Below are 15,341 nucleotides of genomic sequence, written 5' to 3'. Positions count from 1 at the left end.
TCAGGCCGGGGTGGGGCTGTTGCGCTGCAGGTCGTGCTTGAGCAAGGCGACTGAAGCGGCCAGCAGCACGGCGTCCTTGATCAGGAAGGACGTCGCCCCGCCCATGGCCGGGAACCCGCCAGCACTGTTCTCCCAGCCGCCCGGAGTGGTAACGATCAGGGTCAGGGTGGTGGCGTAGGTGAGCACCGAGCCCAGGGCGCCGATCACCGCCAGCCGTGGTTGCCAGATGCCGGCCAGCAACGCCGCGCCAATCGCCCATTCCGCCACGCCCAGCGCATAGCTGGCGCCGTGGATGCCAAAGGCCAGGTGCAGCCAGGACAGCAACGGGCTGTTGTCGATCAGCGGGATCAGGGCCTGGGCTTCGTAATCGAACCACTTGGCATAGCCAAAGCCGAAGAAAATCAGGATCAGGCTCCAGCGCAGCAGCTGGATGTCCAGGGAGGAGCGGATGAAGCGGTCAAGGTAGGCAGGGCGGGTCATGGCGAGGTCCTGTGGTGGGATGAGGCAGGTATCCTCAAGACGCCGTGACCGCCCTGTTGTTACATCAATTGCGTGCTCAACGCTTGCCGAGGATCTTGCCCAGCAGCTCCGGACGCGGAGCGCCCTGTTGGGTTTGCAGTTGCTGCTGGTCGTCGAGGTAGAAGATCGCCGGGGTTGCTGACAAACCGAGTTCTTCCATGACCGCGAGGTTGGCGTCGAGCTTGGCTTGTACCGCTTCGGGAACCTTGTCCAGGGCCTTGAGGGTACTGGCCTTTCCGGCCTTTTCATGTTGTGCCAGGGCCTTGGCCGGGTCCTTGCTGGCCAGCAGGGCGGCCGATTTGCCCGGGCTGTCTTCGCGGATGATACCGACCATGATGTGCCGCAACTGCACCTTGCCCGATTCGACCCAGGGCCGCGCCTGCTGCCAGAACATGTTGCAGTACGGGCAATTGGGGTCGCTGAACAGGTAGACGATGCGTGGTGCATCGGCCTTGCCGTCGGCGATCCAGGCGGTTTTTTCCATCTTTGCCCAGACCTCCTTGGCCATGGGGGCGTACACCAGTTTTTCCAGCGGCGCCTGGCTCAGGTCCTTGCCTTGCTCGTCGAACAGGCTGCCCACCAGCACATGCTTGCCATCGGCGGTCAGGTACAGTGCCAGGCCGCGGTTCTGGTATTCGGCCGCGTAGCCACGCAGGCCATCGGGGGCGTCGAAGCTGCCTTTGATTTTTGCGCCTTTGGCCTCCAGTTGCTGGATGGCCTTGGGGAGTGTTTCAGCCAGCGCCAGCTGGCTGGTCATCAGGCCCACGGCCAGGGTGAGGGGCAGTTTCAGCAGAGATCGCATGCGACGTTCCTTGTGGGGGATGGGGCGGCAGGCGCGGGCGCGTGCTCGAAAGATTGCAGGGCATGGCTGAGGCTGGCCCGCGACAGCTCGCCAAGATGGCTGCCGACCAGGCGACCCTCGGCGTTATAGAACAAGGTGGTGGGCAAGGCCATGGAGCCGACCTTCTGCGCCAGCTGGCCGCCGCTGTCGAACAGCACGTGGGACAGATTAAGGCCGGTGGTGGCGAGGAAGGTGACCACGGTCTGTGGCGCCTCGCCCTGATTGACGAACAGGAAGGTGATGTCCGGGTAATCACCCTGGGCCTGTTGCAGCACCGGCATCTCGCGCCGGCACGGCGGGCACCAGGTAGCCCAGAGGTTGATCACCAGTGGCTTGCCGCGGTAGTCGGTGAGCTCGACGGACTGGCCACTGGCCTTGCGCAAGCTCATTTCCGGCAGTTGAGTGCCCTGGTCATACAGGTGGCTGGCCAGGCTGCCGAGCAGCCAGAACAGGCCACCGCTGAGCAGGCCCCAGCCCAGCGGCCGGCGCAGGGCCGGGCGGCGATAGCCGAGGCAGAAGGCGCCGATGGCTACCGCCAGCAGGCCTGGCCAGAGCAGAAAGCCGCCATCGCGCAGGTCGATGACCTGCAGCAGGTCTTCGCGGTACATCGCCCAGTACTGGATGACAAAGCCCAGGCGCGCACTGAGCAGGCCGAGCAGGAACAGGCCGAACAGCACCGACTCGGGGTTGTCGCCGCCGCGCTTGGCGACGCGCCAGCCAACAAGGCTGGCCAGGGCCAGGGCGCAGATCAGCAGCAGGTGGTTCAGGGCCATGGTCAGTGGCCCGAGTGCGACGGTCAGCATCATCCTTGGCTCCGGGTAGCGGCCCAGTGTTGGAGGAAGTTCGCCGCATCGATTTCACCGGTGATGCGCCGGGCCCGGCGCTCGTTGCCCTCCGGGCCGATCCAGATCAGGCTGGGCGGGCCCGGGACCTGGTAGCGCTGCAGCAACTCGCGACTGGACGGTGCGTCGGCGGTCACATCCAGGCGCAGCAGGCGCACGCCGCCAAGCGCCGCCAGTACGTCGGCGCGGGCGAACACCTGTTTCTCCATGACCTTGCACGACACGCACCAGTCAGCATAGTAGTCGAGCATCACCCACTGGCCCTGGGCCTTGGCCGCCTCCAGCTCGCGCTGCAGTTCGGCCGGCTGACTGACGGTGGTGAAGGCATCATGCGGCACGGCAAGGCCCATTGGCGCGCTGGCGGCGGTGAACGGCTGCAGCGGCTGCCAGGGGTCGTTGCCACCGGCTGCCGCGCCGACGATCAACAGGCTGCCCCACAAGCCCAGCAGTAGCGACAGTGCCCGAAGCGCCCGCATAGCTTGCAAGGCCGGCCACGCAGCCCAGGCCAGGGCGATTAGCCAGGCACCGGCCAGGCCTAGCCACAGCGAAGGCTCCAGCACCGCACGCAGGGTATACAGGGCCATGGCCAGGAAGACGAAGCCGAACAGGCCCTTGACCCGGTTCATCCAGGCGCCCGGGCGCGGCAGGTAGCGGTTGCCGAGGGTGACCAGCAACAGCAACGGCAGGCCCATGCCCAGGCCGAGGGTGAACAGTACCAGGCCGCCATGCACGGCATTGCCGCTCTGGGCGATGTACAGCAGGGCGCCGGCCAGCGGTGCGGTCATGCACGGGCCCATCAGCAGGCCCGACAAGGCCCCGAGCAAGGCCGCGCCGTACAGGTTGCCGCCGCGGGTGCCATTCCCGGCACGCTCCAGGCGGTCGCGGATCCATACAGGTAGCTGCAGCTCGAAGGCGCCGAACATCGGCAGGGCCAGTAGCACGAACAGCCCGGCCAGGGTGCCCAGCAGCCAGGGTTGCTGCAGCCAGGCCTGAAAGCTTGCGCCCAGCAATGCGGCAACCACGCCCAGGGCGGCGTAGACCAGGGCCATGCTCAGCACATAGACGCTGGCCAGCAACCAGCCGCGGCGGGCACTGGCACCACTGCCCAGTACCAGACCGGCGAGAATCGGCAGCATCGGCAACGAGCACGGGGTGAAGGCCAGCAGCAGGCCCAGGCCGAGGAAGGCCAGCAGGTTCCAGGCCAGGGTCGACTGTTGCAGGCCGCCGGCCAGGGCCTGGTCGCTGGCCTGCGCGGCGGCGCTTGTACCACCCAGGCTGACCACACTGGTTTGTGGCGGGTAGCACAGCCCGGCGTCGGCGCAGCCCTGCCAGCCCATGCGCAGTTCGCCGCTGGCGCTGGCGGGCAGGATCAGCTCGAGCTCGCCACGGTAGACCTGGGTTTCACCAAAGTACTCATCGCTGTGGGGCAGGGCGGGTGGCAGTTGCGGTTGCTGCTCGGGGGCCAGGCCGTCGAATTTCAGGCGTTTCTGGTACAGGTAGTAACCATCGGTGATCTGCCAGTGCAGGCGCATTTGCCCCGATTCCAGGCGTTCGCTGCTGAACACGAAGGCCTTGTTGACCGGCAAAAAATCGCTCTGGGCAAACGGGTTGGCCTGGCTCAGGCCGCTTAGCAGGAACATCAGGGCAAACAGAAAAACGCGCATGTCGACGCCTTGGCAATGCGATGAAGGGCCCAGCTTGGCCCAGCCCGATTAACCGAAAGTTAACCCGTTGGCTGACGGCTGTCGCCAAGGCCGCGACGGTTGTGGCCTGGCGCGGCATAATCCTGGGTTAATCCGCCTGGGCTTGAATAAGCCTTTTAAGATCGAGACCCGACCATGCACGTACTGCTCTGCGAGGATGATGACCTGATCGCCAGCGGCATCAGCGCCGGCCTGGGCGCCCAGGGCATGACCGTCGACCGGGTGGCCAGCGCCGGCGCGGCCCAGGCCATGCTCCAGGCCGCGGCGTTCGACGTCATGGTGCTCGATCTCGGCCTGCCCGACGAAGACGGCCTCAAGCTGCTGCAGCGCCTGCGCCAGCAGGGCCATGAGCTGCCGGTGCTGATCCTCACCGCCCGCGATGCGGTCACTGACCGGGTCGAGGGCCTGCAGGCCGGTGGCGACGATTACCTGCTCAAGCCGTTCGACCTGCGTGAACTGGCCGCACGTCTGCACACCTTGCTGCGCCGCGCCGCCGGGCGAGCGGTGAACATCATCGAGCATGGCCCGCTAAGCTACGACCCCAGCAGCCGCGAAACCTGCCTGGGTGGCCGCCCGGTCGACCTGTCGCGGCGCGAGCAGGCGCTGTTGCAGGCGTTGCTGCACAACCGTGGCCGGGTGCTCTCCAGCGAACAGCTCAAGGACAGCGTCTATGGCTTTGGCGACGAGGTCGAGAGCAACGCCCTGAACGTGCATATCCACCACCTGCGGCGCAAACTGGGCAACGGTATCGTCGAAACCGTGCGCGGCCTGGGTTATCGCCTGGGCCCGGCGCAACTGCCGGAGGAGCCGCAAGCATGACTTTGCGTTTGCGCCTGACCCTGATCCTGGGCACCGCCTTCATCGTCATCTGGGTGCTGGCCGCGGCGTGGATGCTGCGCGACCTGCGCATGCAGATGATGTTCTCCCTCGACCAGCGCCTGGTGGCATCGGCACGCATGGTTGCCGGCCTGGTCGACCAGTTGCCGCAACCGCTGTCGAGCAAGGGCGAGGGCACGCGCCTGAGCGCCGACCAGTTGAGCGTCGACGGCATGGCCTGCCAGGTCAGCTCGCTGCGCGGCGAGATTCTTGCCCGCAGCCATAATAATGAGCAGCCCCTCGACGACCAGCGCAGCGGGTTTCGCGACCAGACCATCGACGGCGCCCGCTGGCGCAGTTTCACCTATGCCCATGGCGATGTGCGCATTACCACCGCCGACCGCCATCAGGAGCGCGAGGCCCTCAACCGTTCGATCCTGCTGGCGGCCTCGGCACCGGTGCTGATGGCCTTGCTCGGCAGCCTCGGCTTGCTGTGGATGGGTGTTGGCAAGGGGCTGGCGCCGCTCAACCGGATGCGCGATGCCTTGCGCCGGCGCAGCCCTGACTCCCTTGAGCCCTTGCAGGTGCGCGGCCTGCCCAGTGAGCTGCAACCTTTGCTGGAAACCCAGAACCAGCTGTTTTTGCGCATTGGCCAGACCATCGAGCGCGAACGGCGCCTGACCGATGATGCCGCCCATGAGCTGCGCAGCCCGCTGACCGCGATCAAAACCCACCTGCAGGTGGCACGGATGACCGATGGCGAGGTGCGCGAGCAGGCCCTTGAACACGCCGAGCAGGGCGCCGATCGTCTGCACCGGACTCTTGAACAACTGTTGCTGCTGGCCCGGGTGGAAGGCCGACTGTCGTTTGAAGACGGCCTGCAATGCAACGCCGAGCAGATCGCCCGCCAGGCAATCCTGGACACCGGGGTCGACAACGCCCGGCGTATCGATCTGCAGTTGGCGCCCGGCGCCGCCCAGCTCTACCTCGGGATGCCCACGCCACTGGCGGTCACGGCCCTGCGCAACCTGCTCGACAACGCCCTGCGTCATACCCGTGGCAGCGAACCGGTGGAGCTGGCAGTGCAGATGGAACAGGACCGGGTGGCATTTTTGGTGCGCGATCACGGCCCCGGTATTCCCGAACAGGACATCGAGCACCTGACCGAGCGCTTCTGGCGCCATAGCCAGAGCGGCGGATGCGGGTTGGGCCTGGCGATTGTCCAGGCGATCGTCCAGCGCTGTGCCGGCAGCTTGCGCTTTGACAGCCGCAGCGATGGCTTGCGGGTGTTGTTGCACATTCCGTTGCGTGCAAACCCGTCGTGACCGGTAAGTGCAAAGCGGCAGTTGAAAAAATCCGTAGCGTTGATGGGCATCGGCTAAATCCGCAGGGCGCTGAAGCGTTTTTCAAGCGATAACAACCCGCACTCCTCTGGCAACAGGCGCGTGACGGGCACATCCGCTTGCTTGCGAGGGTTTCCCAGATGTCAGTCGCTATCAGCCTTGCCCAGGCGCTGCCGGTGTCTTCCACCGCAGACGCTGCTGAAACACTTTATGCATTCAATGAGTCGCCGTTGCTGGCCCGCCAGAGCCTGCAGGAATCCAATGCGCGCAGTTACCCGCGGCGCATTCCGCTGGCGCTCAAGCGCGCCCGTGGCATCTATGTCGAAGACGTAGAAGGGCGTCAGTTCATCGACTGTCTGGCCGGCGCCGGGACCCTGGCGCTGGGGCATAACCATCCGCTGGTGATCGAAGCGATCCAGCAGGTGCTGGCCGATGAACTGCCGCTGCACACCCTGGACCTGACCACGCCGGTCAAGGACCAGTTCGTCCAGGACCTGTTCAGCCTGCTGCCCGAGCAACTGCGCGGCGAAGCGAAGATCCAGTTTTGCGGGCCGACCGGCACCGACGCGGTGGAAGCGGCGTTGAAACTGGTGCGCACCGCTACCGGGCGTAACACCGTGCTGTCGTTCCAGGGCGGCTACCACGGCATGTCTCAGGGCGCCCTGAGCCTGATGGGCAGCCTGGGGCCGAAGAAGCCGCTGGCCGCCTTGCTGGCCAATGGCGTGCAGTTCCTGCCGTACCCTTATGACTATCGCTGCCCTTTCGGGCTGGGCGGCGAAGAGGGCGTGAAGGTCAACCTGCACTACCTGGAAAACCTGCTCAGCGACCCGGAGAGCGGCGTGCAACTGCCGGCGGCGGTGATCGTCGAAGTGGTCCAGGGTGAAGGCGGGGTAATCCCGGCGGACATCGAATGGCTGCGCGGTGTGCGGCGCATTACCGAGAAGGCCGGTGTGGCGCTGATCGTCGACGAGATCCAGAGTGGTTTTGCCCGCACCGGCAAAATGTTTGCCTTCGAGCATGCAGGCATCACTCCGGATGTGGTGGTGTTGTCCAAGGCCATTGGCGGCAGCCTGCCGTTGGCGGTGGTGGTCTATCGCCAGTGGCTGGACACCTGGCAGCCGGGGGCGCACGCCGGTACTTTCCGTGGCAACCAGATGGCCATGGCCGCAGGCTCGGCGGTGATCAACTACCTCAAGTCACACGACCTGTGCAGCCATGCCCAGGCCATGGGCGAACGCCTGGCCGGTCATCTGCGCCGCTTGCAGGCGGACTTCGCGCAGTTGGGGGATATTCGTGGCCGTGGCCTGATGCTGGGGGTCGAGCTGGTTGATCCGCAAGGGCAGCTCGATGCCCAGGGGCATCCGCCGGTCTGCCCGCGCCTGGCACCGCTGGTGCAGCGCGAATGCCTAAAGCGTGGGCTGATTCTGGAACTGGGTGGGCGTCAGGGCGCCGTGGTGCGTTTCCTGCCACCGCTGATCATTACTGCCGAGCAGGTAGATGAGGTGGCGGCGCGCTTTGCTCGGGCGGTTGCTGCGGCGGTGGCCAGACTGTAAACGGCCCAGGCATGTAAAAGCCCGGGGCAGTGCACCGGGCTTTTTTATGGATCTTCACGCTATCCTGGGGACTATGATTCTTGGGTTGGGTTGGGTTGGGTTGGGATGTTGAGGCTGCGAGCTTATCCATTCACTGTGGCGCCGCGCCACAGCGAATGGATAAGCTCGCGCCCCCCAACCCAGGATTCAGTGAAGAGCCCTTTTTATGGCCCTCAGTCGAACGTGCGACCCGCGCGCCAGTAACCCATCAGGGTCAGGGCGCTGCGATCCAGCCCGCGCTCGGTGATCAGGTAGCGACGGATATTCATCACCGCTGCCGACTCGCCGGCGATCCAGGCATAGAAGTCGCCGTTGCCGGGTTGAGCCAGTTCCCAGAGGATCTGCCGGTCGATATCGACCTCCTCCAGGGCGACCTTCGCACCTGTACGCGCTGCGGCTGCCGGCAGGCGCGCCAGCTCGCGGATGGCATGGATCATCGCTTCGCCGTGGGTGCAGTGCAGCACTTCGCGCGGCAGCCAGTTCAGTTCGGTGGCGCGGCTGCAGGTCAGGTCGAGGCAATCGGCTTCGCAGGGGACTTCGATGAACGCCTGTACCGGGACTTCGGGCAGGTCTGCGGCCACCTGCTCAAGGATGCCGGCTATTGCCGGCAGGGCGGTTTCATCGCCGATCAGCAGCAGGTTGCGCAGGTTCTTCGGGGGGCGCCATTCGTAGCCGCCGGGGTCGGCGTCGAAGGCCAGGTTCGGGGCGACCATCTGCAGGCGATCGCCGATGCGTGCCTGGGTCGCCCAGGTCGATGCCGGGCCGTTGACGCCGTGCAGGACGAAGTCGACATCCACTTCCAGTGCCTCGCGGCGCAGGTCGCGGATGGTGTAGGTACGCATCGGCGGGCTCTGCTCGGCGCTCAGGCCGCGACGCGCTTGCTGCCAGGAACCTTGCTTGGGCAGGTTCGGGTATTGGCCATCGGCAGAGGGAAAGAAGATCTTGATGCGCTGGTCGGCAGCCAGGGTACGCATCTGCCCGACATCCTCACCGCTGAACACGAAGCGGCTGAGGGACGGGCTGAGGGCAATGATGGCTTTGAGCTGCACATCGAACACTCCGTAGGCACTGGTTCTGGCAGGTTTGCCGACCAGCTTGCGCAGACCGTTGCCCAGGGCGTTGGTCAGGGAGGTGGAGGCTGACATGGGCGGTACCTTTTCCAAGGGAGGTTCCTTGAAAACGAAATAGCCGCCGATCGAATTAGCACAGGGCGGCAGTGGTTAAATTTCCCCCTCCAGGAAACGTCCTAGCTTGGATAAAGCCTGCTTCATGGCTGATACGGGTAGGACGATGACGATTTCGCGACGAGGATTCATAGCGGGCCTGGCGGTGGCGGGCGCGACCGTGCCAGCCGCCTATTACGCGCACAAGCAACTGACCCACGATCCACAGGACGACATCGTCACCCCCGGCGAGGCCAGCGTTGAGCTCGCGGATGCCGCTGGCCAGCACCTGGCCGATCAATTGCGCGGCGTCTGGGATTTGCGTTTGAGCGGTGCCGATGGCGAGCTCGCCGGGCTGCCTGTGGAAGGCTTGCAGATGTACCTCGACGTCGCCGCCAAAGGCCGTGGCCTGCGTGGTTTTGTCGATACCGAACTGGTTCTGCGCAGCGACGCCCCGGCCGCCTACCGAGTGCTTGGCGACCTGGTCGGGGCGTCCACCGCCACGGTGCGCTGGCGGCTGATGAGCACCCAGGGCGGGCCGGGTTATGAATGTACCGCGAGCCTGGATGAAGTCTGGGGCAGTTTTGGCAACGCTGGCAGCGCTACCCTCAGTGGCCGCTTGCAACCGCTGGATCGCTCGATGGTCTTGCCCTTGGCCGACAGTCACTTCGTTGCCGTCAAGCGCCTGTTTCCTGAAGCCCGTGAGCGGCTGCCCTATACTCCGCAGTTGCAAGCCTGGCTGATCAGCGCCGAGCACCGCTTGTTCCATCAGCTCTGGCACGCGACCCGTGACAAATGGCATCGGCTGTCTGAAGAAAAACACGGTGCCTTGCGTGGCCTGGGCTGGCAGCCCGGCCCGCGTGACAAGGAGCGTGATGCCCGCGGCCCGCGCAAGCATCGCAATGGCTCGGGGGTGGACTTTCTGTTCATGCACCGGCATATGCTCGGTACGGCGCGGTCGATGCAGGACCTGCCGTCATGGCCGCATTTCCCCTTGCCGCAACCCAGCGTCGAACACGACCGCCAGGGTTTTGCCCGCTATTACGACAACCATGACGGTTACTGTGTACCTCCCGGTTGGCGGGCACCGGGCGACGAGGCTTATGGCGTATGGGTCTCGGCGATCAAGGCCGGCGAGACCTTCTGCAGTAATTTCCAGGTCTGGGAATCGCAGTACCAGGACCCGCTGTACCTGTCGAAGCTGACCCTCGGTGCATTCGGTTCGGAGCTGGAAATGAACCTGCACGATTGGCTGCACATGTGCTGGGCCTCGGTGCCACGTGATCCGGTCAACGGTGCGCCAGTGCCGTTTGCCCGGGACCCGGCTGATTTTGCCGGGCGCTGGTACGAGGCGGAAAACGACTTTCTCGGCGATCCGTTCTCGTCCCATGTCAACCCGGTATTCTGGGGGTTCCATGGCTGGATCGATGATCGCATCGAGGATTGGTACCGCGCCCATGAGCGCTACAACCCGGGGCAGGTTCGGCGTCTTGAGGTCAATGGCGTGCAGTGGTTCGCCCCGGGGCGCTGGGTCGAGGTCGACGACCCGTGGCTGGGGCCGGTGACCCATGGCTGCAGCACCACGCCGGGGATGTTCCCGGGCAAATCGGTGGAAATGGATGTCGAGATCATGAAGCTGGCTCTGCGCATTACCTTTGGTGAAGACGACAAGATCGGCGACCTGGTGCGCCGGGTGCCGCAGCGGCCCTGGTATGCGCGGCATTTGTCGTTGCGCGGGATTGTGAGCTGATTGGCTGTATTGGGCCTGCTGTGCAGGCCATCGCCGGCAAGGCCGGCCCCCACAGGTTTTGTGCAGGCAGGTCAATGATTTAGCGAACCACCTGCCATCCGCCGCCCAATGCCTTGTACAGCGCCACGCTGCCTTGCAGGCGGGCCAGGCGCAGTTGCACCTGCTGGTCTTGCGCCTGGTACAGGGTGCGCTGGGTTTCCAGTACGGTCAGCAGGGTCTCGGCGCCGGCCTGGTAGCGGCGCTCGGAGAGGGTGAAAGCGATCTGCGCCTGCTGCACTTCCTCATCCTGCGACTGGCGCTGCTGGTCAACACCGCTGATGCCATTGAGCGCCTTCTCGACATCGGCAAAGCCGTTGATGATGCTGCTGCGGTAATTCTCCAGTAGTTCGTCCTGCTTGGCGCGGGCCTTGTCGCGCTCGGCGCGCAGGCGGCCGTTGTTGAAGATCGGCGCAGCCAGTCCGGCACTCAGGGTGTAGTAGGGGCTGCGCAGCACCTGGGCAAAGGTGTCGGCACCCGAGCCCAGGTCGGCGCCCAGGGTCAGGCTCGGCAGCATTGCTGCGCGGGCAACCTGCACGTCTGCCTGGGCGGCGGCCAGGCTGGCTTCGGCGGTGGCAATGTCGGGACGGCGGCTGAGCAGCTCGCTGGGCACGCCGCTGCCGATCTGCGGCCAGTTCAGGCGGGTAATTGATTCTTCAAGGGCGGGCAGCGCCTGCACCGGCTCGCCGAGCAAGGTTGCCAGGGTGATGCGCGCCTCTTGCAACTGCTGCTCGAACAACGGCACCTGGCGCTGCTGGCCGGCGACCAGGCTGCGTTGCTGGGCCAGTTCCAGGGCGGTGGCCGAGCCAGACTGATAGCGGGTTTCGACCAGGCGCAGGACATCCTCGGCATTGCTCAGGTTGAGGCGGGCGATACGCACCTGCTCACGCAGGGCCAGGCTCTGCAGGTAGCTGTTGGCAACACCGCTGAGCAAGGTCAGCTCGACGGTCTGGCGATCGAAACGGCTGGCATCGAGGTTGAACAGGGCGCTGTCGCGTGCGGCCGTTTTACCGCCCCAGAAATCCACTTCGTAGCTGGCGCTCAAGCGGGTGCCGAACGAGGTGCTGGTGCGTTCGCGGCTGCTGGCATCGAGTTGGTCGAAGCCGTTGCCATGCAGCAGGCGTTGGCGTCTGGCATCCAGGCCGAACTTGAGTTCAGGCAGCAACGGCGCGCCGGCAATGACCGCCGAGGCCTGAGCCTGGCGAATACGCGCGGCGGCAGCGGCCAGATCGAAGCTGTTGCGCCGGGCGTGTTCGATCAGTTGATCGAGCGCGGGGCTGGAGAACTGCTGCCACCAGTTCTCGTGGGGCAGCGGGGTGCTGGCTGCCTGGCCCTGCCACTGCGCTGGCGCCTGCAGGCCACTCGAAGGTGCAGGGGTGGTTGAGGTACAGGCGGCAAGCACCAAACTGATCGACAGGACACTGAGACGGCTGGGCAGGTTCATGGATTATTCGCTGGTAAGGGCTTTGACCGGGTCGAGGCGGGCGGCTTTGCGCGCGGGCATGAAGCCGAACACCACGCCGGTGACCACCGCGCAGGCAAAGGCGCCAAGCACGGCAGGCAAGGAGAAGGCCACGGCAATATCGGCCAGCAGCAACACGCCGCCAATCAACAGGGCCAGGGCAATGCCGGTGACCCCGCCGACCATCGACAGCAGCACCGCTTCGCTGAGAAACTGGCGCAGGATGTCGCGCTGGCGGGCGCCAGTGGCCATGCGGATGCCGATCTCGCGGGTACGCTCGCGCACCGTCATCAGCATGATGTTCATCACCCCGATACCGCCGACCAGCAGCGAGATCGCGGCGATCGAGCCGAGCATCAGCGACAGGGTATTCTGCGTGCGCGCTTCGGCCTGGATCAGCGCCGCGTCGTTGGTCAGTTCATAGTCGTGCTTGCCGTTGTGAAGCTTGCGCATCAGGTGGTCGATGGCCGCTTCCGTGTCGGCCACGCGCCGTGAGTCGGCGGCGGCGATGGTCACGTACTCCGGGTTGCGGCTGCCGAACAGGCGGATGGCGGCGGCCGAGTAGGGCACCACGATGCGCTCGTCGCTGTCCTGGTCGCCCGAGCTTGCGCCTTTGCCGGCGAGAATGCCGACCACCTGGAAGGGCACGTTTTCGACCAGGATGTACTGGCCGATGGGGTCGTTACCGGCTCCAAATAGTTTCTCCCGCACCTTCTGGCCGATGACCGCCACGGCTGCCGCGCTCTGTTCATCGGCCTCGGTGAAGAAGCTGCCTTCGACCACCGGCCAATTGAAGATTTCGCTGAAGTGGGTGTTGTTGCCACCCACATAGAACTGCTGGTTATTGTTGCCGTAGCGCACCATCAGCGAGTTGCCGATCACCGGCATGATCATCTTCACCTGCGGCAGGCTGGATACTGCGGCGACATCGTCGAGGGTGATGACCCCGGCCGGTTCACGCAGTGTCGGGGCGCTGCCGCTCAGGTACAGGATGTTCGAGCCGAAGGCTGCCATCTGCGCCATGACCTGGCGCTTGCTGCCTTCGCCGACGGCCAGCATGACCACTACCGAAGCCACGCCGATGACGATCCCGAGCAGGGTCAGGGCGGTGCGGAAACGGTTGATCCACATGATCCGCCAGGCCGCCTGCAGGGCTTCGACCAGCTCGCCTTTCCAGGCGCCGCTGGCAGTGGCGCCGAGGTTCAGGCGCTGGCGCAGGTCTTCGGCTTGCAGGCCGGGAGCGCTGGCGGCGGGAGCAGCAGATTGCTCTGCCGAATCACTGAGCACCAGGCCGTCACGAATCTCGATGACCCGCTTGGCCCGCGCCGCGACTTCGCGGTCGTGGGTAATCAGGATCACCACGTGGCCCTGGCTGGCCAGTTCGTCGAGCAGGGCCATGACTTCGGCGCCGCTCTGGCTGTCCAGTGCCCCGGTCGGTTCGTCGGCGAGGATGATGTGTCCGCCGTTCATCAAGGCGCGGGCGATCGACACCCGCTGTTGCTGGCCGCCAGACAACTGGTGCGGGCGGTTGCCGGTGCGGCTGGCCAGGCCCAGGCGTTCGAGCAAGGCGGCGGCGCGGGCATGGCGTTCGGCGGCGGGGGTGCCAGCATAGATGGCCGGCATCTCGACGTTTTCCTGGGCCGAGCCCGAAGCGATCAGGTGATAGCCCTGGAACACGAAGCCGAAGGCTTCACGGCGCAACCAGGCCAGCTCGTCGCTGTCGAGGTCGGCGACGTCCTTGCCGGCGAAGTAGTAGTTGCCTGAGGTCGGACGATCAAGGCAGCCGAGGATGTTCATCAGCGTCGACTTGCCGGAGCCGGAGGCGCCGACAATGGCGACGAACTCGCCGGGATGGATGGCCAGGCTGATGCCGCGGACCACCTCGACCTTGGGCGTATCGACACCACCGTAGGATTTGCGGATGTCGCGCAGTTCGATCAGGGGCGTGGACATTCAACCCCCGCTTGCGGCAGGTGCGCCGATCAGCAGGCGCTCGCCCTCGGCAAGGCCGTCGAGCACCTGCACCCGCAAGCGGTCGCTGAGGCCGGTGCGGACCTGGCGCTGGTTGACCTTGCCCTTGCTGTCGAGCACCTGGGCAATGCGCAGGTCATTGCCGTCGGCATGATCATCCAGGGCTGCCACCGGTACGGTGAGCACCTTGCTGGCACGCCCGGCAACGAAGAACACCTGGGTGGTCATCTCTGCCATCAGGGCGTTGTCCGGGTTATCGACATCCAGCAGTACGGTATAGAGCACCACTTTGCTGCTGGCGCCGCTACCACTGGCGCTGGCCGGGCTGCCACCGCCCTGGCTGGATTGATCGAGGGGTTTGGGCGGCACCGGCAGAATTTGCCGCACACTGCTGGTCCAGCGGCGCTTGCCGCCGGCCAGGGTGGTGAAGTAGGCGCTCATGCCCGGTTTGACATGGCCGATATCGGCCTCGGACACCTGGGCCCAGACGGTCATTGGCGACAACTTGGCGATGCGCAGGATCAGCGGGGTTTGCTGTTGGGCGTTAAGGGTCTGGCCTTCGCGGGCATCGACGGCGACCACGGTGCCGGCCATCGGTGCATATATGCGCGTGTAACCCAGCTCAGCCTCGTCGCTGCGCAGGCTCGCCTGGGCCTGGCGAATCTGTGCGCGGTACATGTCGATGCGCGCCTGGGTGACCTTCAGCTGGGCCTGGGCGCTTTGCACGTCTTCCTCGCGGGTGGCGCCGCCGGCGGCCAGGTTGCGCTGGCGCTTGAACTGTTGCTCGGCCAGTTGGTACTGAGCCTTCTGCTCATCCAGCTGGGCCTTGAGGTTGTCGATCGAGAAACGCCCGGCATCAAGCTTTGCCTGCTGCGTGGAGGGGTCGATCTCAACCAGCAACTGACCTTCCTTGACCTGATCTCCCACCTCGACGTGCAGTTTGCGGATCTGCCCGGAGGCCTGGGCACCCACGTCCACATAACGCCGCGGCTGCAAGGTACCCAGGGCCGTGACGCTGCTTTCGATGTCGGTACGGGTCACGGTAACGGTGCTCAACGGGTCGCCACCGGCGGGCAGGGTTTTCCAGGCGAGCAGGGCGCCCAGGCTGAGCAGGCCGAGGCCACACAACAGCAGGCGACGAGTATTCGGTGAGCGTTTCATGCAGGGTTCCAGCCGGATGGAATGGCCCGTGACATCTCACTGCCGAAGCGGCACGGCAGACACGGGAGGCTCCCAGGTAAACGAGGTGGGGGCCGTGGAATTTACCGGGATCAAGGTCTGATCTTGCTGAGAATAATTATAA

General features: G+C 65.3%; 12 protein-coding genes. 4 read left to right on the top strand and 8 right to left on the bottom strand.

Going from position 1 to position 15,341, the window contains the following annotated elements; genetic code table 11:
* The 4 genes from JYG36_RS18890 to dsbD form a co-directional block, all read right to left on the bottom strand.
* Nucleotides 1–480 carry a YkgB family protein gene (locus JYG36_RS18890; protein ID WP_045200489.1) on the bottom strand — a complete coding sequence of 160 codons (480 nt, stop codon included), beginning with the start codon at nucleotides 478–480 and terminating at the stop codon, nucleotides 1–3.
* Nucleotides 481–556: 76 nt separating this feature from the next.
* Complete coding sequence (dsbG, locus tag JYG36_RS18885) at nucleotides 557–1,321, bottom strand: thiol:disulfide interchange protein DsbG (RefSeq protein WP_045200491.1); 765 nt, start codon at nucleotides 1,319–1,321, stop codon at nucleotides 557–559.
* Nucleotides 1,306–2,163, bottom strand: a complete 858-nt coding sequence (locus JYG36_RS18880) for a TlpA family protein disulfide reductase (RefSeq protein ID WP_045200576.1) — start codon at nucleotides 2,161–2,163, stop codon at nucleotides 1,306–1,308. The genes dsbG and JYG36_RS18880 overlap by 16 nt, the downstream gene beginning before the upstream one ends.
* The gene (dsbD, locus tag JYG36_RS18875) at nucleotides 2,163–3,866 is read right to left on the bottom strand and encodes a protein-disulfide reductase DsbD (protein ID WP_213602017.1); all 1,704 of its coding nucleotides are present in this window, start codon (nucleotides 3,864–3,866) and stop codon (nucleotides 2,163–2,165) included. The genes JYG36_RS18880 and dsbD overlap by 1 nt, the downstream gene beginning before the upstream one ends.
* 174 nt (nucleotides 3,867–4,040) lie before the next feature.
* Here dsbD and JYG36_RS18870 point away from each other — a divergent pair, with 174 nt between their 5' ends.
* From JYG36_RS18870 to JYG36_RS18860, 3 genes are all read left to right on the top strand, one after another.
* Complete coding sequence (locus tag JYG36_RS18870) at nucleotides 4,041–4,724, top strand: response regulator (RefSeq protein WP_045200496.1); 684 nt, start codon at nucleotides 4,041–4,043, stop codon at nucleotides 4,722–4,724.
* Entirely contained in the window at nucleotides 4,721–6,046 is a 1,326-nt protein-coding gene (locus JYG36_RS18865) for an ATP-binding protein (RefSeq protein WP_213602015.1), read from the top strand. The genes JYG36_RS18870 and JYG36_RS18865 overlap by 4 nt, the downstream gene beginning before the upstream one ends.
* Before the next feature lie 158 nt (nucleotides 6,047–6,204).
* Entirely contained in the window at nucleotides 6,205–7,617 is a 1,413-nt protein-coding gene (locus JYG36_RS18860; protein ID WP_093385389.1) for an aspartate aminotransferase family protein, read from the top strand.
* 212 nt (nucleotides 7,618–7,829) lie between these two features.
* On the opposite strand, the gene JYG36_RS18855 is transcribed toward JYG36_RS18860, so the two are convergent.
* The gene (locus tag JYG36_RS18855) at nucleotides 7,830–8,801 is read right to left on the bottom strand and encodes a siderophore-interacting protein (RefSeq protein ID WP_093387635.1); all 972 of its coding nucleotides are present in this window, start codon (nucleotides 8,799–8,801) and stop codon (nucleotides 7,830–7,832) included.
* A 145-nt stretch (nucleotides 8,802–8,946) separates the two neighbouring features.
* On the opposite strand from JYG36_RS18855, the gene pvdP reads away from it, so the two are divergent.
* Nucleotides 8,947–10,569 carry a pyoverdine maturation tyrosinase PvdP gene (gene pvdP, locus JYG36_RS18850; protein ID WP_213602012.1) on the top strand — a complete coding sequence of 541 codons (1,623 nt, stop codon included), beginning with the start codon at nucleotides 8,947–8,949 and terminating at the stop codon, nucleotides 10,567–10,569.
* 79 nt (nucleotides 10,570–10,648) lie between these two features.
* Here pvdP and JYG36_RS18845 read toward each other — a convergent pair whose 3' ends face one another.
* Genes JYG36_RS18845 through JYG36_RS18835 form a run of 3 tightly spaced genes read right to left on the bottom strand, consistent with a single transcriptional unit; the run spans nucleotide 10,649 to nucleotide 15,199 of the window.
* Nucleotides 10,649–12,049, bottom strand: a complete 1,401-nt coding sequence (locus tag JYG36_RS18845) for an efflux transporter outer membrane subunit (protein ID WP_213602010.1) — start codon at nucleotides 12,047–12,049, stop codon at nucleotides 10,649–10,651.
* Between the two features lie 3 nt (nucleotides 12,050–12,052).
* On the bottom strand, nucleotides 12,053–14,020 hold the full coding sequence (locus tag JYG36_RS18840) for a MacB family efflux pump subunit (protein WP_093385375.1): 1,968 nt from the start codon (nucleotides 14,018–14,020) through the stop codon (nucleotides 12,053–12,055).
* Entirely contained in the window at nucleotides 14,021–15,199 is a 1,179-nt protein-coding gene (locus JYG36_RS18835; RefSeq protein WP_213602007.1) for an efflux RND transporter periplasmic adaptor subunit, read from the bottom strand. It abuts the gene before it with no gap.
* Between the last annotated feature and the right edge of the window lie 142 nt (nucleotides 15,200–15,341).

This window comes from Pseudomonas sp. SORT22, from assembly GCF_018417635.1.
In the GTDB taxonomy this organism is placed as follows: domain Bacteria; phylum Pseudomonadota; class Gammaproteobacteria; order Pseudomonadales; family Pseudomonadaceae; genus Aquipseudomonas.
Note: the sequence above shows the minus strand (reverse complement) of the source record. Positions and strands in the feature narration are given on the sequence as shown.

Coding starts and splice junctions, on each gene's coding strand:
- JYG36_RS18890 (WP_045200489.1), bottom strand. CDS start 480: ATGACCCGCCCTGCCTACCTTGACCGCTTCATCCGCTCCTCCCTGGAC.
- dsbG (WP_045200491.1), bottom strand. CDS start 1,321: ATGCGATCTCTGCTGAAACTGCCCCTCACCCTGGCCGTGGGCCTGATG.
- JYG36_RS18880 (WP_045200576.1), bottom strand. CDS start 2,163: ATGCTGACCGTCGCACTCGGGCCACTGACCATGGCCCTGAACCACCTG.
- dsbD (WP_213602017.1), bottom strand. CDS start 3,866: ATGCGCGTTTTTCTGTTTGCCCTGATGTTCCTGCTAAGCGGCCTGAGC.
- JYG36_RS18870 (WP_045200496.1), top strand. CDS start 4,041: ATGCACGTACTGCTCTGCGAGGATGATGACCTGATCGCCAGCGGCATC.
- JYG36_RS18865 (WP_213602015.1), top strand. CDS start 4,721: ATGACTTTGCGTTTGCGCCTGACCCTGATCCTGGGCACCGCCTTCATC.
- JYG36_RS18860 (WP_093385389.1), top strand. CDS start 6,205: ATGTCAGTCGCTATCAGCCTTGCCCAGGCGCTGCCGGTGTCTTCCACC.
- JYG36_RS18855 (WP_093387635.1), bottom strand. CDS start 8,801: ATGTCAGCCTCCACCTCCCTGACCAACGCCCTGGGCAACGGTCTGCGC.
- pvdP (WP_213602012.1), top strand. CDS start 8,947: ATGACGATTTCGCGACGAGGATTCATAGCGGGCCTGGCGGTGGCGGGC.
- JYG36_RS18845 (WP_213602010.1), bottom strand. CDS start 12,049: ATGAACCTGCCCAGCCGTCTCAGTGTCCTGTCGATCAGTTTGGTGCTT.
- JYG36_RS18840 (WP_093385375.1), bottom strand. CDS start 14,020: ATGTCCACGCCCCTGATCGAACTGCGCGACATCCGCAAATCCTACGGT.
- JYG36_RS18835 (WP_213602007.1), bottom strand. CDS start 15,199: ATGAAACGCTCACCGAATACTCGTCGCCTGCTGTTGTGTGGCCTCGGC.